17 protein-coding genes and 1 tRNA gene are annotated in these 21,236 nt (G+C 34.0%); 11 read left to right on the plus strand and 7 right to left on the minus strand.

Translation table 11 applies throughout. The annotated features are described in order from the left end of the window. The first annotated feature begins 2 nt into the window (after positions 1–2). Entirely contained in the window at positions 3–581 is a 579-nt protein-coding gene (locus tag ACGK9U_RS11820) for a PhnA domain-containing protein (protein WP_394466586.1), read from the plus strand. 228 nt (positions 582–809) lie between these two features. On the opposite strand, the gene ACGK9U_RS11825 is transcribed toward ACGK9U_RS11820, so the two are convergent. Further along, positions 810–1,241, minus strand: coding sequence for a YybH family protein (locus ACGK9U_RS11825; RefSeq protein WP_394466587.1), 432 nt, complete (start codon positions 1,239–1,241; stop codon positions 810–812). A 130-nt stretch (positions 1,242–1,371) separates the two neighbouring features. Continuing rightward, positions 1,372–2,472 carry a DUF4407 domain-containing protein gene (locus ACGK9U_RS11830; protein WP_394466588.1) on the minus strand — a complete coding sequence of 367 codons (1,101 nt, stop codon included), beginning with the start codon at positions 2,470–2,472 and terminating at the stop codon, positions 1,372–1,374. Positions 2,473–2,628: 156 nt separating this feature from the next. On the opposite strand from ACGK9U_RS11830, the gene ACGK9U_RS11835 reads away from it, so the two are divergent. Further along, a complete protein-coding gene (locus ACGK9U_RS11835; protein WP_394466589.1) occupies positions 2,629–3,831 on the plus strand; it encodes an NAD(P)/FAD-dependent oxidoreductase in 1,203 nt (400 codons plus the stop codon). A gap of 47 nt (positions 3,832–3,878) precedes the next feature. Here ACGK9U_RS11835 and ACGK9U_RS11840 read toward each other — a convergent pair whose 3' ends face one another. From ACGK9U_RS11840 to ACGK9U_RS11855, 4 genes are all read right to left on the minus strand, one after another. Next, entirely contained in the window at positions 3,879–4,046 is a 168-nt protein-coding gene (locus tag ACGK9U_RS11840; protein WP_394466625.1) for an EamA family transporter, read from the minus strand. A gap of 73 nt (positions 4,047–4,119) precedes the next feature. Continuing rightward, positions 4,120–4,980, minus strand: a complete 861-nt coding sequence (locus ACGK9U_RS11845) for a DMT family transporter (RefSeq protein WP_394466590.1) — start codon at positions 4,978–4,980, stop codon at positions 4,120–4,122. Between the two features lie 119 nt (positions 4,981–5,099). Continuing rightward, positions 5,100–6,488 carry a dipeptidase gene (locus ACGK9U_RS11850; RefSeq protein WP_394466591.1) on the minus strand — a complete coding sequence of 463 codons (1,389 nt, stop codon included), beginning with the start codon at positions 6,486–6,488 and terminating at the stop codon, positions 5,100–5,102. Positions 6,489–6,562: 74 nt separating this feature from the next. After that, a complete protein-coding gene (locus tag ACGK9U_RS11855) occupies positions 6,563–7,504 on the minus strand; it encodes an alpha/beta hydrolase (protein ID WP_394466592.1) in 942 nt (313 codons plus the stop codon). Positions 7,505–7,635: 131 nt separating this feature from the next. On the opposite strand from ACGK9U_RS11855, the gene ACGK9U_RS11860 reads away from it, so the two are divergent. The 8 genes from ACGK9U_RS11860 to ACGK9U_RS11895 all read left to right on the plus strand — a co-directional run bounded on the left by ACGK9U_RS11860 (position 7,636) and on the right by ACGK9U_RS11895 (position 16,307). Then, positions 7,636–7,717 (plus strand) — tRNA-Leu (locus tag ACGK9U_RS11860). Positions 7,718–8,078: 361 nt separating this feature from the next. Continuing rightward, entirely contained in the window at positions 8,079–8,864 is a 786-nt protein-coding gene (locus ACGK9U_RS11865; protein WP_394466593.1) for a gluconate 5-dehydrogenase, read from the plus strand. A 16-nt stretch (positions 8,865–8,880) separates the two neighbouring features. Further along, positions 8,881–10,281, plus strand: coding sequence for a glucuronate isomerase (gene uxaC, locus ACGK9U_RS11870; RefSeq protein WP_394466594.1), 1,401 nt, complete (start codon positions 8,881–8,883; stop codon positions 10,279–10,281). Positions 10,282–10,368: 87 nt separating this feature from the next. Next, entirely contained in the window at positions 10,369–11,343 is a 975-nt protein-coding gene (locus ACGK9U_RS11875; RefSeq protein WP_394466595.1) for a TRAP transporter substrate-binding protein, read from the plus strand. 89 nt (positions 11,344–11,432) lie between these two features. Continuing rightward, on the plus strand, positions 11,433–11,891 hold the full coding sequence (locus ACGK9U_RS11880) for a TRAP transporter small permease (protein ID WP_394466596.1): 459 nt from the start codon (positions 11,433–11,435) through the stop codon (positions 11,889–11,891). Between the two features lie 5 nt (positions 11,892–11,896). Further along, positions 11,897–13,198: a TRAP transporter large permease gene (locus ACGK9U_RS11885; RefSeq protein ID WP_394466626.1), complete on the plus strand. Its 1,302-nt coding sequence runs from the start codon at positions 11,897–11,899 to the stop codon at positions 13,196–13,198. A gap of 23 nt (positions 13,199–13,221) precedes the next feature. Continuing rightward, positions 13,222–14,667, plus strand: a complete 1,446-nt coding sequence (locus ACGK9U_RS11890) for a tagaturonate reductase (RefSeq protein ID WP_394466597.1) — start codon at positions 13,222–13,224, stop codon at positions 14,665–14,667. A 32-nt stretch (positions 14,668–14,699) separates the two neighbouring features. Beyond that, positions 14,700–16,307 carry a UxaA family hydrolase gene (locus ACGK9U_RS11895; protein WP_394466598.1) on the plus strand — a complete coding sequence of 536 codons (1,608 nt, stop codon included), beginning with the start codon at positions 14,700–14,702 and terminating at the stop codon, positions 16,305–16,307. A gap of 78 nt (positions 16,308–16,385) precedes the next feature. Here ACGK9U_RS11895 and ACGK9U_RS11900 read toward each other — a convergent pair whose 3' ends face one another. Further along, the gene (locus ACGK9U_RS11900) at positions 16,386–17,429 is read right to left on the minus strand and encodes a LacI family DNA-binding transcriptional regulator (RefSeq protein ID WP_394466599.1); all 1,044 of its coding nucleotides are present in this window, start codon (positions 17,427–17,429) and stop codon (positions 16,386–16,388) included. Between the two features lie 474 nt (positions 17,430–17,903). Between ACGK9U_RS11900 and ACGK9U_RS11905 the strand changes: the two genes are divergently transcribed. Beyond that, the gene (locus ACGK9U_RS11905; RefSeq protein WP_394466600.1) at positions 17,904–21,233 is read left to right on the plus strand and encodes a SusC/RagA family TonB-linked outer membrane protein; all 3,330 of its coding nucleotides are present in this window, start codon (positions 17,904–17,906) and stop codon (positions 21,231–21,233) included. Positions 21,234–21,236 lie beyond the last annotated feature (3 nt).

The raw sequence follows: 21,236 nt of genomic DNA on the forward strand, positions 1-21,236 counted from the left end.
CCATGAGCGTAGTACAAACATTATATGAAAGAAGCAATGCTGCTTGCGAATTATGTACAGCAACAAAAAACTTAAAACAATACATCATTCCGCCATCATTAAATGAAAACGTAGACAATAGTTTATTGGTTTGTAGGACGTGTTTAGATCAAATAGAAAGCAATACAGAAATGGATGCCAACCACTGGCGTTGTTTGAACGATAGTATGTGGAGCGAGTTTGTTGCAGTACAAATTATGGCGTGGAGAATATTGCAAAGGTTGCGTAATGAAGGTTGGCCAAAAGATTTGTTGGATATGATGTATCTGGACGATGAAGCTTTGGCATTAGCCCGAGCAACAGGCGAGCATGAAGATGAAGCCAGCAAAATAATACACCGCGATGTAAATGGGGTTATTTTACAAGCGGGCGATTCGGTTGTTTTGGTAAAAGATTTAAAAGTAAAAGGCTCTAGTATGGTTGCAAAACAAGGTACAGCAGTTAGAAACATTCGTTTAGACCACGAAAATGCCGAATATATTGAAGGCAAAGTAGATAATCAACACATAGTAATTATAACCAAATACGTTAAAAAGTTATAATATTTGGGCGTTCCCTAAAGGTCGGGCTTTCCACTATATCTTTTGGTTTTGTCATTCCTGGGAAGGCAGGAATCCACATTTAAAACTATAAGTTTGTTTTTAAGGTTTTTTCACTTCCAAAAAAAAAACAAAAGAATGCCGTTGCAAATGCGTAGCATTCACGATTTCCTTGATTTAAAAATAGAATGGATGAGTAATCCCTAACGCAATCCCAAAATTCAAACGAAATCAGCAAGAAGTATCAACAACAATTTTCCATTCGCCATCAATACGTTTAAAAATAAGCATAAAAATACCATCGGCATTTCCAACCTTACGCTTAATATGGTATTCGCCTAAAACGTAATATGCATCATCACTTATTTTGGTAATATCGTTTATCTTATAACTTAGTTTCCCTGTATGGTCTTCAGTAGGATATGCTTTTTCATAGCGAATCAAAATATTTTCCCAACCCGTAGTTACACCGTTGGAGGCATAAAATTTAAGAGAATCACTTTTCCAATAGGCTTCCATAAATTCCTCAATATTGTTTTTAGACCAGGCAATTCTTTGCGCTTTTAAAACAGCCATAATAGCTTCTTTATCATCCTGTTTGGATGTTTGTGCAAATGAATAAAGCGTAGAAGTAAAGCAAACAAGGAAAATAATTTTTTTCATAAAGTAAAAATTTCTTCTATTTTCATTAGTGGTAAAAATAGTAATTGTTTATTTTAAAACTTATAATTGGCTGAATAAATTCATCATGATTATTTTATTTTTTTTGGAAACATTTTTTAAAAAAAAATAACTATAAAACGGATTTTTGACGTTTTAAAAAGGCATCTACCTGAAGCTGCATTAGCTCCCTCGCTTTTGTACGCTTGTAGTTGTAGAGTTCATCTTCGTTTTCTAAATCGGAATAAATACGATCGTTAATGGCAAAATCTGCTTTTAATAGGGCTTCTCTTTGGTTTTTGTTTTGAATCACATTTGTTTTTAAAGCAGTTTCTTCATCTTCCAATTTAAAGTCGTAAGCCCCTTTTGGAGATAATAACTTTGCGAATATGGGCGACGTTTCAATAGCCAAAAACAACAAGAAAATAAATAATGACGGTAACCAAGGGAGTTTACCCAAAGCATTTACGCGTGCCATTAGACCATCAAAATTATTTATGATAGGTTGTGTGGTTGTAACTTGGGCTTCATAATCGCCTTTTAATTTTGCTATTTGAGATTTTGTAGCGACAATTTTTTCTTTGTTTTCCGCCTTAAGTTGCTGTAATTCGGCTAGAAGGGCATCGTGCTTATCACGTTTTTCTTTGTAAACAGGACCTTTTCCCAATAGTTTGGTACCGGCAGTTCCTTCGGCTTCGGCAATATATGTGTCGTAAAGCGCATTTACTTCAGCTTCTTTACTGGATATTTCTTGCTGTAACGTGGTAATATCTTTGTTTAAATTGTCAATATTTGGATTGAATTGTTCTGCAATTTGTTTTTTGTTGGCAAGTGTTAAATCGTTTTTCTGTTCCAATAGCACCTGATTGATTTCTTTTTCAAAAATTTTGAGTTCCAATGGTTTTGAAATAACGATGGCAATAATAATGGCCAGTAAAATTCTGGGAGTAGCCTGTACAAGTTCATCTAAAACATTGCCTGTTTTTTTGATGGTTGAAACAATGTAGCGGTCTAAATTAAAAATAAGAAATCCCCAAATAAGTCCGAAAAATATAGAAGTGTACAGATTGTCGAACACCGTGTAAAGTGCGAAACTAGCAGCTATAAATGCCATAAGTGCAGTAAAAAATACGGTAGCGCCAATACCTGCATATTTATTTTGTTCGCCTTTTGAACAAGTGTTTAAAATATCGGTGTCGGAGCCTGAGCAAATAATGAAGAATTGCTTTAACATAATGATTGATTTTGATTGATGATTGATTATTAGAACGTAAAGACAGTTAATTTGTTACATTAAAAACAAATTAAATGGAGTTTTATGATTATGTAACATTGGTTACACCAAAAAAAAAAGTTAGTCATTAACTTTATATTATTAAAACTTAAAGTTATGACAACAACAGTAGTAGTAGGAGGTAATTTTGCTGGTATGACGGCAGCTCTTGAGGTTAAGCGTAAAGGAAAAGACCAACATAAAGTGATTATGATAGATAAATCTCCTTTGTTTTTATTTATTCCATCGTTAATTTGGGTGCCTTTTGGTAGACGGGAAATTAAAGATATATCTTTTAGAAAAGATGAAATATTAAAAAAGAAAGGAATTGATTTTAAAATTGCAGAAGCACTAAAAGTAGATGTTAAAAAACAAGTTGTAATAACTAACAATGAGGAAGTATATTATGATAATTTAGTAATAGCTACAGGCCCTAAAGTAAAATATGATGCTGCGCCAGGTGTTGAAGAATTTGCTTATTATGTAGGCACTCCAAATGGAGCGTTAAAAATAAGAAAAGCTTTAGAAGAATTTAAACAAAGCCCTGGGCCAATAGTAATAGGAGCAACTCAAAATGCAGGCTGTATGGGTGCTGCTTATGGGTTTTTGTTTAACATAGAAAAATGGTTAAGAGAACAACAAATTAGAAAGAAAGTAGATTTATATTGGATAACCCCTGAAACGTTTTTAGGCCACTTTGGTATTGATGGTATAACAGGCGGGGAAACTATGCTAAAATCTTTTATGAAAATGTTCAATATTCATTATAGAACTGAAGTTGGTGTTAAAGAGGTGAAGAGAGATAAAGTAATTTTAACCACCGACGAAGAACTTCCAAGCAAGTTTACAATGCTTATGCCTCCTTTCATAGGAGTAGATTTTGTGAGTAACTCTCCAGAACTTAAAGCAACTGCTACAGGGTATATTCCAGTAACTGACGATTACAGACATATGGAAATTCCTAATGTATGGGCTGCTGGTATAGCTGTAGATGTGAAATTGCCATTTAAACCGGGCAAAGTGCCTTTTTCAGGTCCAAAAACAGGTTATCCATCAGATGAGACTGGAAAAATTGTAGCAGAAAACATTATTAGAGTTTCTGAAGGAAAAACAGAATTAAAGAAAAAATCCTGGGGCAAAATACCTGGAATATGTATTATGGATGCAGGAAAAAAAGAAGTTATTATTTTAAGTGATAAACTATTTAAACCTAGAAAATTTGCAATTATGATTCCTAACATTTTTTATGATTTTTCTAAAATTTTATTTGAAAAATACTTTCTTTGGAAAACAAAAAAAGGCTATTCATATTTGCCATAAATTTATAAATAGTCCTCGTTTTAGGGTTATTTTATTCTTATTTATTGCTAGACCTTACACTTTCTAACTGTGGCAAGAATTAAAAAACCACCTAAAAAGGTGTTTAAAGTAGGTGTCTCATTTAAAAATAGAAACGCTAATATAATACCAAAAACTGGTTGTGTACTACTAATGATGCGGGCGGTATTTGCTGAAAAATGTTTAAAGCTGCTAATTTGTTACAAAATTGTATAAAAAAAAGACCCCACAGGTTTTAAAAACCTGTGGGGTCTGATAAAAAAATGAATACTATTTATTCCTAGATCGCACACTTTCAATAATAACAGTGGCTAAAATTAACGAGCCTCCAATAAATGTGTTAAATGATGGCATTTCATTTAGGAAGATAAAAGCGATAATAATTCCAAAAATAGGTTGGGTACTGCCAATAATACTGGCGGTACTTACCGAGAAATGTTTTAAACTGCCAACGAACAGAGAATGACCAATAGCTGTAGTAACCAAGCCTAATAGGATGATGTATGGAAATTGTGTTGAAATATTGCTTGTATCGTAAAAGAACATAACAGGAACCAATATAACGGCTACAATTACAGCTTGGTACATCATAAGTGACGTACCATCGTATCTGGCTGCCAGTTTTTTAAGCAATAAATTTCTAATGGCGTAGCATAGTGCAGAAAGTACTCCAAATAAAATGCCTTTTACGTGGGTGTTTTCAAAGTCGAAATCGGGTGAAAGAATATAAATACCCAACAAAACCAGAAAGCCTAAGCCAATATGAACAACGCTAAGTTTTGTTTTTGTAAAAAGCGGTTCTAAAAATGTGGTTATAATTGGGAATGTAAACATGGATAACATACCTAAAGCCACATTTGAGAGTTTTAAGGCATAAAAATAAGCAAGCCAATGACCTCCCATGAAAAGACTGCTTATTAGTAAAGTAAAAAAATCTTTTCTTGAATGAATTTTAAGGTTGACTTTTTTAAACCAACAATACGTGAACAAGAATAAAGCTCCTAAAAAAGCACGCCACCAAATAATTACAGGGGTTGGTAAATCTATAAATCGGCCTAATGTGCCCGATGTGCTAATTAGTAAAGTGGCTAATGTAAGTAGTAAAAGGTGGTTGCTGTGTTGGTTTTTCATAATGTGTTGCTACTTGCGTTAGCGATAGAAACGGTTAGCTTTTGGCGAGCGGCAGCATCGAGCCAAAACTAATAGTGTATAGCGCGACCCCCGATTTTTCTTCGGGGGTAACGCCCATATTATTTTGAAAGTTCAGTGAAATATTTATAAAATAACGGGATAGTTTCAATGCCTTTTAAATAATTGAAAATGCCGAAATGTTCGTTTGGTGAATGAATGGCGTCACTATCTAACCCAAATCCCATTAAAATGGTCTTGCTTTTTAGTTCTTGTTCAAAAAGCGAGACAATAGGAATACTACCGCCACTACGCTGAGGTATTGGGGTTTTGCCAAAAGTATCTTGATAGGCTTTAGCTGCTGCTTGGTAGCCAATACTGTCTATGGGGGTTACATAACCTTGCCCACCATGATGTGGTTTTACTTTTACGATAACACCTTTTGGAGCAATATTTTCGAAGTGGGTTTTGAACAATTGGGTAATTTCTTCCCAATCTTGATGCGGTACCAAACGCATGGATATTTTTGCAAAGGCTTTACTTGCAATAACGGTTTTGGCACCTTCGCCCGTGTAACCACCCCAAATACCATTAACATCTAGGGTTGGGCGTATGGAATTGCGCTCGTTGGTGGTGTAACCTGTTTCTCCATAAACAGCTTCAATATCTAAAGCTTTTTTATAGTTTTCTAAATTGAAGGGCGCTTTTGCCATTTCTGCACGTTCTTCTTTTGAAAGTTCTTCCACCTTATCGTAAAATCCTGGGATGGTGATGTGGTTGTTTTCATCGTGAAGTGATGCAATCATTTTAGTTAAAATATTGATGGGGTTTGCTACGGCACCGCCATATAAACCAGAGTGTAAATCGCGGTTTGGCCCTGTAACTTCTACTTCAACATAACTCAATCCGCGTAACCCGGTGGTTATGGATGGCACATCTTGGGCAATCATACCAGTGTCTGAAATAAGAATGACATCATTCTTTAATTTTTCTTGATTATTCTTCACAAAAATGGCAAGGTTGGAACTTCCAATTTCTTCTTCGCCTTCAATCATGAATTTAACGTTGCAGGGTAGTTGGTTTGTAGCGGTCATGAATTCCATCGCTTTTACATGCATGTACATTTGCCCTTTATCATCGCAAGCACCACGTGCAAAAATAGCGCCTTCGGGATGTAAGTCGGTTTTTTTAATAACAGGTTCAAAAGGAGGTGAATTCCATAAATTTAATGGGTCTGGTGGTTGTACATCATAATGCCCATATACTAAAACGGTTGGTAAGTTTTTGTCGATTATCTTTTCGCCATAAACAATGGGGTAGCCATCTGTTTTGCAAATTTCGACGCTATCGCAACCTGCTTTTTCTAGACTGATTTTAATGGCATCGGCGGTTTTTAGAACATCGTTTTTATAAGCTGAATCGGCACTTATAGATGGGATTTTAAGTAAATCAATTAATTCGTTTAAAAATCGGTCTTTGTGTTCTTTTATATATAATTGAATGTTTTTCATGAAGTATTTTTATAGTTGTTTCAAAAGTACAAAAAAGAATGTTTTTGATTTATTTCTTTGAAGTAACCTTGGTTTTAATGCTCGTGAATAAAGTTTACTATGGCAGGAATCAATTCTTCTTTCAGAGGCAATTTAGGATTACTATAAGTTTGAATGTTTTTAGTTTTATCAGCTTCAGATTCTTTAAGAATATGATTCATGTTTTCAATAATTATTCTTTTGCTTTTTTTGTTTGATTCTGATAATTTTTCTGCATCTTCAACACTTACTTGGATATCGGTGCTTCCTTGGATAATTAAAATGGGGATATTTAATTTTGAAATTTCTAATTGCGGGTTATACTTAAACCATGAAATTAAATAGGGTTGAACGCTTGGGCGGAATAAAGAGTTAAGCATTTGTGGTGGGTTGTTAACCGTTTCTCCTTTTTCTAGTTTTTCGATTATTGGGGCAGACATTTCTAAAATTAAAGGAGGTTGTTCTTTTAGTTGTCGTTTTAAAATTTCACCAGCAGGAAATCCAGTTCCAGCCAATGAAATAAATTTTTCAACTTGTTTTTCTTGTGAAGCAATCATGCCTATTAGTGAGCCTTCACTATGCCCTAAAACTATTAAATTACTAAATCTATGATCTTTTTTAATAAAGTTACACCAATCTTTTACGTCTTCTATATAATTTTCAAAGCGTAAATCAGATTCTTTAGTGCTAGCATTTGCACTTTCACCAATGCCTCGTTTATCAAAACGTACGGAAGCAATACCATTTTCAGCTAAACCTTCTGCAAGCATTTTTAAAGAATTATTTGCCATCATAGGGTTGTTTCCGTTTCTGTCAGTTGGACCAGAACCAGCTATTATTAAAACAATAGGTGTTGTTTTTAACGAATCAGAGATTAGCAATGTTCCATAAATATCTCCAGTTTCGGTATTTAAAACAATAGGTTCCTCTTTAGATTGTGATGTTATGGCGTTACTAAATATGGAAACAAATAAGATTAAAATCATTTTTTTGTTCATAACTATAAGGTGTTTTTTAAGAAGCAATTAATCTCTTTATTATATTATTTTTTAAAAGTATAAAAAAATGAATGTTTTTAGCGGTTTGAAGTTTGCAATTTAAAAATCTTGTTTATATTTGCACTCCTTTTGCAGGCGTGGTGGAATTGGTAGACACGCTAGACTTAGGATCTAGTGCCGCGAGGTGTGGGAGTTCGAGTCTCCCCGCCTGTACAGAAAAAAGCCGAATCGAAAGATTCGGCTTTTTTTGTTTTAATTGTTAAAGGGTATGGTAGAACGGTACAGTACAGGATGCGGACTATTAAATTTTAATTTAAATTTCGGCTCTAATTTAGGAGAGGCTATAATGTTTTGACATTATTCGAGAAAATACTTTTTTTGTTTTTAATTAAATTATTAAGAGTTATTTCCTATCATAAAAATAATAATATTAGTATTTTAAATTAATTTTATTATTTTTGTGCAATCGATTACAATTGTTTTTGTAATTCTAATTAAATTTTAACTTTGTAATTATTGTTATTTCCTCAAAAATCACAAAGAATTTAACACTTACATTGATCTAATATAATATATGAATTTATTTAACTTAACAGGGAAAAGAGCGCTTATTACAGGTGGTACTCATGGTTTAGGTATGGCTATGGCTGAAGGACTTGCAAGTGCAGGAGCAGAACTTATAATAACAGGCACGACACCATCTAAGATGGAAGAGGCTTTAAATTACTATAGAGGTAAAGGGTATAAGGCCAGTGGTTATTTGTTTGATGTTACGAATGAAGATGCTGCTAAAGAAAATTTAGCTATTATTGCTAATGAAATAGGTGATATCCATATTCTAGTAAATAACGCTGGTATTATAAAACGCGAATTGGCTATTACCATGCCAGTTGAAGATTTTAGACGTGTTATTGATGTAGATTTAGTAGGGCCGTTTATTATGTCTCAATTAGTTGCAAAACAAATGATTGAGCGTAAAGAGGGTAAAATAATAAACATTTGCTCCATGATGAGTGAGTTAGGTAGAAATAGTGTTTCTGCCTATGCCGCTGCAAAAGGAGGATTGAAAATGCTGACTCAAAATTTAGCAACCGAATGGGCTAAACATAATATTCAAGTAAACGGTATTGGTCCGGGTTATTTTGCAACCAGCCAAACAGCGCCAATTCGTGTAGATGGCCATCCTTTTAACGATTTTATAATTAGTAGAACTCCTGCCGCACGTTGGGGAGATCCTGAAGATTTGGCTGGAGCAGCTATTTTCTTAGCTTCAAAAGCAAGCGATTTTGTAAATGGGCAAGTAGTTTATGTAGATGGTGGTATTTTAGCTACTATTGGGAAACCTTCAAACGAAGATTAATATTTTTTTATATATAATGAGCACAAAATTTATCCACGACAATTTTTTATTAGAAAACAAATACGCTGAAGAATTATATCATACTTATTCTAAAAATCAGCCAATTATAGATTATCATAATCACTTGCCTCCACAACAAATAGCAGAGGATAAAACGTTTAATAACATTACAAATGTGTGGATTAATGGCGATCATTACAAGTGGCGTGCCATGCGTACTTTGGGCGTTGATGAAAAATTTATTACAGGAAACGGTTCTGATAAAGATAAGTTTTTAAACTGGGCAAAAACGGTTCCTTATACCATGCGTAATCCATTATACCATTGGACGCATTTAGAATTGGCAAGGTATTTTGATATTAACGAATTGTTAAATGAAAAATCTGCCGAAAAAGTTTGGGAACAAACGCAAGATAAATTAACGTCTGGTAATTACAGTTGTCGCCAATTACTTCAAAAAGTAAATGCGGAATTGGTTTGCACTACCGAAGATCCTATTGATAACTTACAATATCATCAACAATTAGCAAAAAGCGATTTTAATGTAAAAGTTAGTACTGCTTTTAGACCAGATAAAGCCATTTTAATTAATGCAGATGGCTACAATGCTTATTTGGATTCTTTGGCGGATGCTGCTGAAGTTTCTATAAATTCTTATGAAGATTTATTAAGTGCTTTAAGAAAACGAATTGAATTTTTTAATGCCAATGGATGCAAACTTTGCGACCATGGATTAGATCAAATTTATTTTGAAAACTACACCGAAAGCGAAGTAAAATCTATTTTCGCTAAGAAAAGAGAAGGTAAAGCTATTTCAAATGAAGACGCTTTAAAATTCCAAAGTGCTGTTTTAGTGTTTTTATGTGAAACCTATCATGAATTTGGTTGGGTACAACAATTTCATTTAGGTGCTTTAAGAAATAATAACGCACGTATGCACCGTATTTTAGGTCCAGATACAGGATGGGATTCTATAGGCGATTATCCACAAGCACAAAAATTATCAGCTTTTTTAAATGCTTTAGATAGTAAAGACAAATTAACAAAAACCATTATATATAATTTAAATCCTGCTGACAATGAGGTTATGGCCACTATGATTGGTAACTTTAACGACGGAAGTGTGAAAGGTAAAGTACAGTTTGGTTCTGGTTGGTGGTTTTTAGACCAAAAAGATGGTATGATAAAACAGCTAAATGCGTTATCTAACATGGGGCTTATTAGTTGTTTTGTAGGTATGTTAACCGATTCTAGAAGTTTCTTATCGTTTCCAAGACATGAGTATTTCAGACGTATCCTTTGTAATCTTTTAGGCGATGAAATAAAAAGAGGCGAGTTGCCAAATGATATGGAGTGGATTGGTAAAATGGTTTCAGATATTAGTTATTTCAACGCCAAAGAGTATTTTAAATTTTAAATAGGTAGTTTTGTTCTAACTAAGAAGTGCTAATTAGCTTCTCAAGATATTAGGGCAAAACGCATACATAATATTAAAAACAAAAAAATGCAAAAAATAAAATTCATAACGCTTTTAATTGCAGTCCTATTGGTAGGGTGTAGCGAAGTTAATAAAACCAAAACCATTAAAATTGCTCATGGTTTAAATATTGAACATTCGGTACACAAAGCTATGGTTGAGATGGGTGCAGATTTAGAAAAAAGATCTGGAGGAAAAATGAAACTCGAAATTTACCCAAGTCAACAATTAGGCAGCGAGCGCGAATGTTTGGAGCTTTTACAAATTGGAAGTTTAGACATGACCAAAGTATCTGTTGGGGTTATGGAAAATTTTGCGCCAAAAATGAAAGTTTTTGGAGTGCCTTTTTTGTTTCGTGACAGACAACATTCTTTTGATGTTTTAGATGGGCCTATAGGTAAAGAAATACTTGATGATGGCGAGCAATATTGGTTAAAAGGGTTAGCATATTACGATGCGGGCAGTAGAAGTTTTTATACGAAAAATAAACCAATTAACACTCCTAGCGATTTAACTGGTTTAAAGGTTCGTGTGATGGAAAGCGTTACAGCTATCGATATGGTTAAAGCGTTAGGAGGTTCGGCCACTCCAATTTCTTGGGGTGAATTATATACATCCCTACAACAAGGTGTTGTAGATGGTGCTGAAAATAACCCGCCTAGTTTTTACTTATCGCGCCATTACGAAGTATGTAAATATTATTCTTTAGATGAGCATACTGTGTTACCTGATGTTTTGGTTATTGGAACAGAATCTTGGAATAAATTAACACAGCAAGAACAAGAATGGTTGCAAGCATCTGCCGATAAATCGGTAAACTATCAACGAAAATTGTGGTTAGAAGCTGAAGAAGAGGCACTTCATGAAGTTGAAAAAGCAGGTGTAACTATTATCAGACCAGATAAGACATTGTTTCAAGATAAAGTAAAAAGCATCTACAAAGGTTATGAAAATGATAAAGTAATAAATAGTTTAATAAACCAAATTCTAGAAACCAAATAGAATAAGACATTCTTAATGCGTACTGGCATTTAAGACAGAATGATTTTTTGAGTGTAACTAGATACCACTAAACAAATATTAAAAAAGACATGAAACTTCGAGAAAAGATTGATAAAATTCTAAGCAATACCCTTATTGTTATTATGGCTGTTATGGTTGTGAATGTACTATGGCAGGTATTTACAAGGTTTATAGTGGGTGTTCCAAGTTCATTTACCGATGAGTTAGCAAGATATTTGATGATTTGGATAGGCATACTTGGTGCCGCTTATGTGTCTGGACGTAATATGCACGTAGCTATAGATGTTTTACCTACACGAGCAAGTCCTGAAAATCAGAAAAAGATAATGCGAGTAGTTTATATTATAATCATATTGTTTTCAATAACAGCTTTGGTTATTGGTGGATTTAGGTTGGTGTATATTAGTTATTTGCTTGGGCAAAGTTCTCCAGCATTACAAATACCATTAGCATTCGTTTATATGGTAATTCCTATTAGCGGCATTTTAATAATTTATTACAAAATTTCAGATCTTCTAAAAAAATAGTTATGATGGAGTATATACCAATTCTTGTATTAGTCTTTAGTTTTTTATTTCTTTTATCAATCGGTACACCGGTAGCATGGAGTATTGCTATTTCGGCAATGTTAACCATGTTGGTAAGTATTTCTCCAATAGCTGCTTTTACTACAGTGTCACAACGTATGGGTACGGGTCTCGATAGTTTTGCATTAATTGCCATACCGTTTTTTATTCTCTCGGGGCAATTAATGAACAAAGGGGGTATTGCACACAGGCTTATTGCTTTTGCAAAGACATTAGTAGGTGCACTACCAGGAGGTTTGGCATTAATAAATGTAATAGGCGCTATGTTAATGGGGGCTATTGCTGGTTCTGCTATGGCGTCGGCATCTGCTATGGGTAGTATTTTAGGGCCAGAAATGGAAAAAGAAGGTTATTCAAAAGAATTTGGAGCCGCTGTGAATATTACATCGGCAACAACAGGATTGATTATCCCACCAAGTAATGTGCTTATTGTTTATTCCTTAGCAAGTGGTGGTGTTTCTATTGCAGCTTTGTTTTTGGCAGGTTATATTCCGGGTATTTTAACTGGTTTATTTTTAATGCTAGTTGCCATGTTTTGGGCCAAAAAGAAAAAATATAAGTTAGGAGAAAGAAGCTCCATCAAGGAAGTTTTCAAAACATTTATAGCGGCGGTACCTAGTTTGTTTTTACTGGTAGTTGTAATTGGTGGTATTGTAACGGGAATTTTTACCGCAACAGAGGCTTCAGCTATAGCTGTTTTATATACCTTGATTTTAGGTTTTGTATACAAAGAAATATCTTTCAAATCACTTCCGGAAATCTTGTTGGATTCTTCAGCAACTACAGCTATTGTAATGTTGTTAATTGGCGCATCTATGAGTATGTCTTGGGTCATGTCTTACGAGAATATACCACAAGATATTAGTAACGCTTTATTAGGAATTAGCGATAATAAAATCATCATATTATTGATTATCAACTTATTGCTGTTGTTTGTAGGTATTTTTATGGATATGACACCAGCGGTATTAATTTTCACCCCTATATTCTTGCCAGTGGTGCAAAAATTAGGAATGGATCCTATCCATTTCGGAATTATCATGGTATTAAACCTGTGTATAGGTTTGTGTACACCACCAGTAGGTTCGGTATTGTTTGTTGGAGTTGGTGTTGCCAACACCACTATTGGAAAAGTTATAAAACCTCTTATGCCTTTATTTTTAGCCATGATACTTGTTTTGTTCTTGGTGACTTATGTGCCTGAGTTAAGTTTATGGCTTCCTAGAGTATTTGGTTTAATCGAGTAAAAAGTGTTCAATTATAAATTATAATGAAAAAATTAAATAGAAAAAACGTTGGTTTGGAAGAGAAGCTTCCAATTAAAATAGTACAATTTGGCGAAGGAAACTTCCTTAGAGCGTTCATTGGGTATGCATTTCAAGAACTAAATAAAAAAGCCGATTTTAATGCAGGTATTGCAGTAGTACAACCAATTGACAGAGGTTTAGTAAACATGCTAAACGATCAAGACGGGTTATACACACTTTTTATGAAAGGTGTTAAAAAAGGTGAAGAAATTCAAGATGTTGAATTAATTTCCAATATCGTAAAAGCGGTAGATCCATATGCTAATTTTCAAGATTACTTAAGTTTAGCTAAAGAACCATCTTTAGAGTTTATTATTTCCAATACTACCGAAGCGGGTATTGCTTATGTAGGTTCAGATACGGCAGAAATGCAACCCCCAAGTTCATTTCCAGCAAAATTAACACTGCTTTTACACGAGCGTTTCAAACATTTTAATGGCGATGCAAGTAAAGGTTTAACTATCATTCCTTGTGAATTGATTAACCACAACTCTGAAACTTTAAAAGAAATTATATTAAAGTATGTAATCGATTGGAATTTAGGTGATGACTTCAAAACGTGGCTTTTAGAAAGTAATGCTTTCCACAGCACATTGGTTGATAGAATTGTACCAGGGTATCCAAAAGATGAAATTGAAGCTTACAATGCACAGTTGGATTATTCAGATAATTTAATAGTTGCAGCCGAAGTATTTTTACTTTGGGTTATTGAAGGTGGTGATGATTTGAAAGCAAAATTACCATTCCATAAAACAAGTTTAGATGTTAAGATTGTTGATGATATGCAACCTTACCGTACCAGAAAAGTGCGTATTTTAAATGGAGCACATACAGCCATGGTGCCTTTTTCATTGCTTTATGGAAACAAAACAGTGAAACAATCTGTTGACAACGAGTTCACAGGGCCATTTATACATAAAGCGGTATTTGATGAAATAAATGATACCCTTGAAATGGATAGAGAAGAATTAAACAGTTTTTCAGATGAAATTTTCGATCGTTTTAGAAATCCATTCATCATTCACAATCTATCAAGTATTGCGTTAAATTCAATTTCTAAGTTTACTGTACGCGTATTACCAAGTTTATTAGGCTATGTAAAAATCAATAAAAAACTGCCAACCAACCTAACATTTGCGTTTGCAAGTTTAATACGTTTTTACAAAGGTACCTGGAATGGTGAAGCGTTACCAGTTCAAGACAGCGATGATATTGTAGCAGCGTTTGCTAAAATATGGGAATCAAGTGATTATACTGAAGTAGCTAAAAACGCATTAAGTATTGTTGATTATTGGGGTGAAGATTTAACCAAAGTTGAAAACTTAACTGAAGCCGTTGCCTTAGCTCTAAAAGAAATTGATGCTAATGGAGTAGAAGCAGGATTTGCTAATTACAGCAAAAAGTTTTAAGTATTATAGTATAACTATAACAAATTACCACAATGCAAAAGAAAATTATAAAAGTAAATTCATCAGACAACGTTGCCGTTGCTTTGGTTAATTTAAAGGCAGGAGAAGTTATTCCTTTTGAAGGGCAAGACATTAAAGTATTGTCTGATACGAAATCTAAGCACAAAATAGCTTTAGAGAAATTTGAATCTGGTGCCAGAATCATTATGTATGGTGTTCTTGTTGGTTCAGCTAATGGTGTTATTGAAAAAGGCGATGTTCTAACTACTGAAAATGTAAAGCATCAAAGCGAGAAAGTGTTTGGTAGAACTGAAAACTTTAGTTGGACAGCACCCAATGTAGATAAATGGAAAGACAGAACCTTTTTAGGATATCATAGAGAAGATGGGCAAGTAGGAACAGAAAATGTGTGGTTATTTTTCCCATTAGTGTTTTGCGAAAACCGAAATATTGAAATATTAAAAGAAGTTTTTGAAAAAGAACTTTTAAAACAAAAGGTAAACCCGCATCAAATGTTGCTGCGTTCTTTAGTTAGTGGGAATGAAGAAACAGAGGTTGTATCAACAACACCAGATGTATTTGATAACATTGATGTGAAATTTATAACCCATCCAGGTGGTTGTGGAGGTATTCGTCAAGATTCTGAGAGTTTAGCAAAATTATTAGCAGGTTACGTTAATAATCCAAATGTGGCAGGAGCTACCGTTTTAAGTTTAGGGTGTCAAAACCTTCAAATAAGCGTGTTTAAAGAGGCATTGAACAATATCAATCCAAACTTAAACAAACCCGTTATTATTTACGAACAACAAAAAATGGGTACGGTAGATGAGATGCTATCTGCAATTGTAAAAGATTCTTTTGAAGCTATTAAAAAAGCAAATAATGCAGAACGTAAACCAGCACCATTATCAAAATTAAGAGTAGGTTTAGAATGTGGAGGTTCCGATGGTTTTTCAGGTATTTCTGCAAATCCAACTTTAGGAGCTGTTTCAGATTTATTAGCTGCTTTAGACGGCGTTGCTGTTTTAGCTGAATTCCCGGAATTATGTGGTGTTGAACAAGAATTGGTAAACCGATGTGTTGATGATGAAGATGGTAAAAAGTTTTTACAGTTAATGAAAGCTTATGAGAAGTCGGTGGTTGATGCCGGTTCAGGGTTTGATATGAATCCATCTCCAGGAAACATTAAAGATGGCTTAATAACCGACGCAATGAAATCAGCAGGAGCAGCCAAAAAAGGTGGTACATCTCCGGTACAAGACGTTTTAGATTATGGTGAATATATTACAAAACCAGGTTTAAATTTATTATGCACACCAGGTAATGATGTGGAGAGCACAACAGGATTGGTAGGTTCAGGGGCCAATGTAGTTTTGTTTACTACTGGTTTAGGTACGCCAACAGGAAACCCAATTGCGCCAATTATTAAAGTGTCATCAAACACAGAGCTAGCAGAGCGTATGCCAGACATTATTGATATAGAAACAGGTGCAGTAATTCGTGGTGAAAAAACCATTGAAGAAATGGCTGATGAAATGCTTGAATTTATTATAAAAGTAGCTAGTGGAGAAGTTCAAACCAAAGCAAAATTATTAAACCAAAATGATTTTATACCTTGGAGACGAGGTGTGTCTTTATAAAAATTAAACATTTAGAGCATAAAAAAGCCAAGAATTAATTCTTGGCTTTTTTATGCTTTCTTGTTTCAACAGTGATTGTTATTTGTCAATTAAAACCATAGATTTTAATGAAGAATCTCTAATTATTAATTCAGGTGATAAAACAACTTGTTTTTCAGATTTAATTTTTTTACTGTTATTACTAGTTTCCTCTAAAAATACTTGAGCAGAAATTCTGCCCATTTCTATAGGAGATTGATCTACTGAGGTTATAGAAAGCTCCATAAACCTGGTAAACGGTTCGTTACTAAATCCAACAACACTTATGTCTTCTGGTATTCTAAGTCCATTTGCTTTTATTTCCTCAATGGCCCCCAATGCCGTAAAATCGCTCACAGAAAATATAGCATCTGGCGGTGTTTTCATGCCTAAAAGTTGTTTAGTTGTTTTTCTGCCTTCAAGTACTTTACTCGGAGTTTCAATTACAATGCTTTCATCAAACTCAAGGCCATTATCAATAATGGCTTGTTTATATCCCAAATACCTATTTTTAAAAATTAGAATTTCTCTATTACTTGATAGGTGAGCAATGCGCTTGCATCCTTGATCTATTAAATGTTGGGTTGCTTGGTAGGCTCCTTTAAAATCATCAATAGTTACTGAGCTAACACCAGGGACATCTTTTTTTCTATCGAAAAAAATTAAGGGAACACCTTTATTTAGGAGATTTTGAAAGTGTTTATTAGATTCTAACTTTGGGCTAGAGATGGACATAAAAATACCATCTACTTGAGCGTTTAACAACGAGTTAATATTTTCAATCTCTAAATTTTCTTGATCATGAGTTTGGCAAATAATAACATGATATCCATTTGGGTGTAATTCATCTTCAATTCCACGAATCACTGATGCGAAAAAATTACTATCAATACGAGGCACAATAACTCCAACATTAAAACTTTTACCACTTTTTAGAGCAAGAGCAAGTTTGTTTTGCTCATAATTCATTTCCTTAGCAGTATCGTTAACCAATTTACGAGTGCTTTCGCTTATTTTAGTATTGCCGTTTAAAGCTCTTGATACTGTAGCAGCTGTTATATTTAGTTTTTCCGCTATATCATATATGGTTGTTTTTTTTCTCATGAGTTAATTGGTTGGTTTTTCTTAATGAGTGCAAACTTATTAATTTGTTTATAAACAGTTTAGTGGTTTATTGTTAATAATTGTAAATTATTTAAAGGTACATTCTTCTTGCTTCTTCATTTTTAATTATCTACAATTTTAGCTATGCTTTTTTCAGTTATTTCAAATTGCCTATCTCTAATTTTAAGAAAAAATTAAGAAATACATTGCAAGGTATATATTTTTTTTTAAATTTGTTGTAATCGATTGCAATTTTTAATATGAATAATTTCAAAAATAAAAACAAATAATAGGAAATTATAGAAAGCAAAACATGGGTTGTATGTTTTGTTTTTGTTTTTGTTTTTGTTTTTGGGAAATTTTAAAAGAAAATTGCATTAAAAATTAACACTAAAGATAACGCCTATGCTTAAATGAGAATTACAATTAAATTAACCTAAACAATTAAAAAAACAAAAGCCAAACTAAACAAAGATGAAGACAAAAATGAATTTCAAATATTGTTTCCTTATTTTAGGAATAATATTTTGCTTGCCTATTTACGGGCAAAACACATCCAATGTAAAAGGAACTGTTTCAGATGAATCTGGAGTACCATTACCAGGAGTGTCGATAATTGTAAAAAACACAACTAAAGGAACTGCAACAGATTTTGATGGTAATTACTCAATAGCTGTTAATACTAACGATGTTTTAGTATTTAGTTTTCTTGGGTACAAAACTCAAGAAGTTGCGGTTAAAGGAAGAACTACTATAAACTTAAATTTAAGTGAAGACAAAAACGTTTTAGACGAAGTGGTGGTAATTGGATATGGGAGCACAACTAGACGTGATGTTACCGGTGCTATTTCATCTGTTTCGGGAGAGAAATTAGCGTCAGTTCCGGTTGCTGATGCAGCACAAGCTTTACAAGGGAAATTGCCTGGTGTACGAGTTACTACGCAAGATGGTCGTCCAGGAGCCGATATTGCCATTCGAGTACGTGGTGGTGGTTCGATAACCCAAAGTAATCAACCACTTTTTATAGTTGATGGATTTCGTGTGCCTTCCATAAGTGATATACCAGGAGATCAAATTAAAAGTATAGATGTTTTAAAAGATGCTTCTTCAACCGCTATTTATGGTGCCAGTGGTGCTAATGGTGTTATTATTGTAACCACTAAAGGTGGTATTATAGGTAAAACTAAAGTGTCTTATAATGGCTATACACAATTTAGTGTAATACCAGAGTATGTGCCAATTATGAATGGTTATGATTATATAGCTTATAACTGGGGGTATGCAGATGCCATTGGTTCTGGTTACAGAGATGCATGGGAAAAATTGTGGGCTATCGGGCCACAAAGCACCAATTTCTCTAATCCTGATGGAATAGACTATTATAAAACTGTAGCTAGTCGCGATTATAATAAAGAGCTTTATAATAGTGCATTTAGCCATAACCATAATTTTAATGTTTCTGGCGGTACAGAGAATACTAGATATTTGTTTGCTGTAAACTACCTAGATCAAGAAGGTAACAAAGTAGGGTCTTCTTATGAAAGAACGAATGCGCAGTTTAGATTAGATCAAAATTTAGGAGATAAACTTAAATTGTCTATCAATACTCGTTATTCTCAGGTTAATAGAGGGAATAATGATGGCGATTCACACGCTTATTACTTCCGCCCTATAAACTCCTCAGATATTCTTGGAGATAGCGATGTAACAAGTAATACGCAATTAGGAGATTATAATGGCATTCTTCAAGATGCATTTAGCCCTATTAGTATTTTAAATGATTCTAAAAATATTGGATTAAGCCGTTCATTGGTAAGTAGTGGTGCATTAAGTTGGGAAATAGTTCCTGGATTAACAGCTAAAACCAATATTCAATTAGTGTCTAATTGGTCTAGTTCAAAAACTTGGAGAGGGCCTGCAGCTACCAATCGTCTTGATAGTGAAGGAAACCCACTTCAAGGAGGAGATGCAAAGTTAGCACAAAAACAAGGATGGAATTATCGTTGGGCGAATACTTTAAACTATCAAGTTCAAGGTTTGGGTGAAGATCATAAACTAGGTATTTTAGCAGGTTATGAAGTTGCAGATTCTGGTTCTGAATCTGTTACCGTAGAAGGCTATCAATATCCTGTTTCATTTGATGCGCAACGCGCATGGGATAATATGGCTTCTTATACATTAGCGCCTACAACTGTAGCGTCTTCTGCGGGTGGAACACCAGATCGTCTACAGTCGTTATTTGGTCAACTAAATTACGGTTATAAAGATAAATATTTATTAACTGGAACCTTTCGTGCTGATGGGTCATCAAGATTTGCACCAGCTAACCGTTGGGGGTATTTTCCAGCAGGTGCTATTGCATGGAGAGCGTCAGAAGAAGATTTCTTAAAGGGAGCAAGTTGGTTAGATGATTTAAAAGTACGTTTTTCATACGGTTCTGTTGGTAATGATGATATTAGAGCCGAATTATGGAAACAAAATTGGAGGCCAGTTACAGTAAGATGGTCTTTAAACGATGTGTCGCAACCAGGATATGATTATGCAACACCAACACTTTTTAATGAAGAATTAAAATGGGAAACCACTATTTCGAGAAATCTTGGTTTAGATTTTCAATTATTTGGTAACAAATTAAACGGAACCTTAGAGTTATATAAAAACACCGTTAAAGATTTGCTTATGATAATTCCGGTACCACCATTAACTGGGTTTGAAACCAAATATGCTAATGCTGGACAAACAAGTAATAAAGGGATTGAATTATCATTAGGTGGCGATATTGTTAAATCTGAAAATTTTAACTTAACGGCTAGTATTAATATCAATATTAACAAAAATAATGTGGACTCATTAGACCCTAGTATTGACGGAAAATATAGTTCTGGCTTTGGAGGTGTTTATTTTAATCCAAGACAAGATTATTTCCTAGAAGTAGGGAAGCCTGTGGGGTTATTCCGTGGATATATACATGATGGTTGGTATACTACTGATGATTTTGATTACGACCCAACTACTCAAATATATACAACTAAAGCTGGGGTACCCAAAATAGAATCTGGTATATTAGGAACTGTTTATGGTACTGTTGGAAATAAACCAGCTGGTCAATCAGAATATCCTGGTGTACAAAAAATTAAAGATATCAGTGGTCCAAATGGTGTGCCAGATGGTATAATTAATGCTGATGATATTACGGTTATAGGTGATGCGAATCCAGGTCATACCGGAGGTTTTAACCTTGCAGGAAATTACAAACAGTTTGACTTTAATTTTGATTTTACGTGGAGTGTAGGTAATGATATTTATAACGCATCGCATGTTGAAGCCTATGCCGGAAATAAAGAACAAGGTTTATACAGAAACAGGTATCAAGAACTTGCAGGAGCTTACAAAATTTATGACATTGTAAATGGGCAATTAACAAAAGTAGTTGATCCTGCGGCGTTGGATGCGCTTAATGCGAATGCAACCACATTTTTACCGTATCCAGAAAATGGTTTGGGAACTTCTTTTGGTATTGAAGATGGATCTTACTTAAGATTGAATACGTTTACTTTAGGGTATTCACTTCCTCAACGCATTGTTGATAAATTTGGAATTGGTAAATTCCGTGTATATGGATCTATATTTAATGCATTTACACTAACAGGCTATAAAGGTTTTGATCCTGAGATTAATGTAAAAGAAGACAGAGACCAAAATGATAACCAGTATAACCCAAATGGTTTCCCAACACCAGGACTTGATTTAAATGCGTATCCACGTCCACGTACATTTACGTTTGGCTTAAATGTTGAATTTTAAAAA

This window comes from Mariniflexile sp. HNIBRBA6329 (assembly GCF_043558645.1).
Lineage (GTDB): Bacteria > Bacteroidota > Bacteroidia > Flavobacteriales > Flavobacteriaceae > Mariniflexile.

What these genes read in the sequence shown, in the direction of transcription:
- ACGK9U_RS11820 (WP_394466586.1), top strand. Translation starts at nt 3, where the DNA reads ATGAGCGTAGTACAAACATTATATGAAAGAAGCAATGCTGCTTGCGAA.
- ACGK9U_RS11825 (WP_394466587.1), bottom strand. Translation starts at nt 1,241, where the DNA reads ATGAAAAAAATTATTTTCCTTGTTTGCTTTACTTCTACGCTTTATTCA.
- ACGK9U_RS11830 (WP_394466588.1), bottom strand. Translation starts at nt 2,472, where the DNA reads ATGTTAAAGCAATTCTTCATTATTTGCTCAGGCTCCGACACCGATATT.
- ACGK9U_RS11835 (WP_394466589.1), top strand. Translation starts at nt 2,629, where the DNA reads ATGACAACAACAGTAGTAGTAGGAGGTAATTTTGCTGGTATGACGGCA.
- ACGK9U_RS11845 (WP_394466590.1), bottom strand. Translation starts at nt 4,980, where the DNA reads ATGAAAAACCAACACAGCAACCACCTTTTACTACTTACATTAGCCACT.
- ACGK9U_RS11850 (WP_394466591.1), bottom strand. Translation starts at nt 6,488, where the DNA reads ATGAAAAACATTCAATTATATATAAAAGAACACAAAGACCGATTTTTA.
- ACGK9U_RS11855 (WP_394466592.1), bottom strand. Translation starts at nt 7,504, where the DNA reads ATGAACAAAAAAATGATTTTAATCTTATTTGTTTCCATATTTAGTAAC.
- ACGK9U_RS11865 (WP_394466593.1), top strand. Translation starts at nt 8,079, where the DNA reads ATGAATTTATTTAACTTAACAGGGAAAAGAGCGCTTATTACAGGTGGT.
- uxaC (WP_394466594.1), top strand. Translation starts at nt 8,881, where the DNA reads ATGAGCACAAAATTTATCCACGACAATTTTTTATTAGAAAACAAATAC.
- ACGK9U_RS11875 (WP_394466595.1), top strand. Translation starts at nt 10,369, where the DNA reads ATGCAAAAAATAAAATTCATAACGCTTTTAATTGCAGTCCTATTGGTA.
- ACGK9U_RS11880 (WP_394466596.1), top strand. Translation starts at nt 11,433, where the DNA reads ATGAAACTTCGAGAAAAGATTGATAAAATTCTAAGCAATACCCTTATT.
- ACGK9U_RS11885 (WP_394466626.1), top strand. Translation starts at nt 11,897, where the DNA reads ATGGAGTATATACCAATTCTTGTATTAGTCTTTAGTTTTTTATTTCTT.
- ACGK9U_RS11890 (WP_394466597.1), top strand. Translation starts at nt 13,222, where the DNA reads ATGAAAAAATTAAATAGAAAAAACGTTGGTTTGGAAGAGAAGCTTCCA.
- ACGK9U_RS11895 (WP_394466598.1), top strand. Translation starts at nt 14,700, where the DNA reads ATGCAAAAGAAAATTATAAAAGTAAATTCATCAGACAACGTTGCCGTT.
- ACGK9U_RS11900 (WP_394466599.1), bottom strand. Translation starts at nt 17,429, where the DNA reads ATGAGAAAAAAAACAACCATATATGATATAGCGGAAAAACTAAATATA.
- ACGK9U_RS11905 (WP_394466600.1), top strand. Translation starts at nt 17,904, where the DNA reads ATGAAGACAAAAATGAATTTCAAATATTGTTTCCTTATTTTAGGAATA.